The organism is Mesorhizobium sp. M7A.F.Ca.MR.362.00.0.0 (assembly GCF_004023175.1).
Lineage (GTDB): Bacteria > Pseudomonadota > Alphaproteobacteria > Rhizobiales > Rhizobiaceae > Mesorhizobium.
Genome location: NZ_RZTF01000905.1, coordinates 1 through 512 on the forward strand (window position 1 = coordinate 1; position 512 = coordinate 512).

Below are 512 nucleotides of genomic sequence, written 5' to 3' on the forward strand. Positions count from 1 at the left end.
GCTGCGCCGTCCTCAACCGCATGCTTGCCTGCGCACGCCCGAAATCCGCCCGCCGCAAGGCGGCCACGGCATAGTCTGCCGCTTCAAAGATCGACATCCCCTCAAGTCCGGACCCATGCACCAACGCCTTCCTGCTTAGGAAAGTTTTTGGGAATGGCAGGGGGACTACGTCGCGAGCATCTGGTCAGCTGTGTGGGAGGGTGGCATGAAGAGCTTCCTGAGGCTGCGAATCAGAACCATCAAGCTATGAAAACCTCCCGCATTCGACGCCCACCGCCGTTAGCGCTGAACGGGAGTGTCATCTTTGAGGGGGATGCCCTCACAGTCCTGCAGCGCCTTCCCGATCGTAGCGTGCAATGCCTTATAACCTCCCCTCCCTATTGGGGCCTGCGCGACTACAAAAACACAGAGCAAATCGGCCTTGAGCCGACGCTCCCGCAGTTCATAAATCGGCTTTTAACAGTGTTCCGAGAGGCGAGGCGGGTGCTGAAGGATGACGGGGTCCTTTGGAT

1 protein-coding gene is annotated in these 512 nt (G+C 59.0%); it reads left to right on the plus strand.

Features of this window, described 5'->3' with window-relative positions:
• Window positions 1-246: 246 nt before the first annotated feature.
• Window positions 247-512 (plus strand): DNA methyltransferase (locus EOC06_RS38455; protein WP_164899061.1); only part of this gene is annotated, 266 nt, incomplete at its 3' end.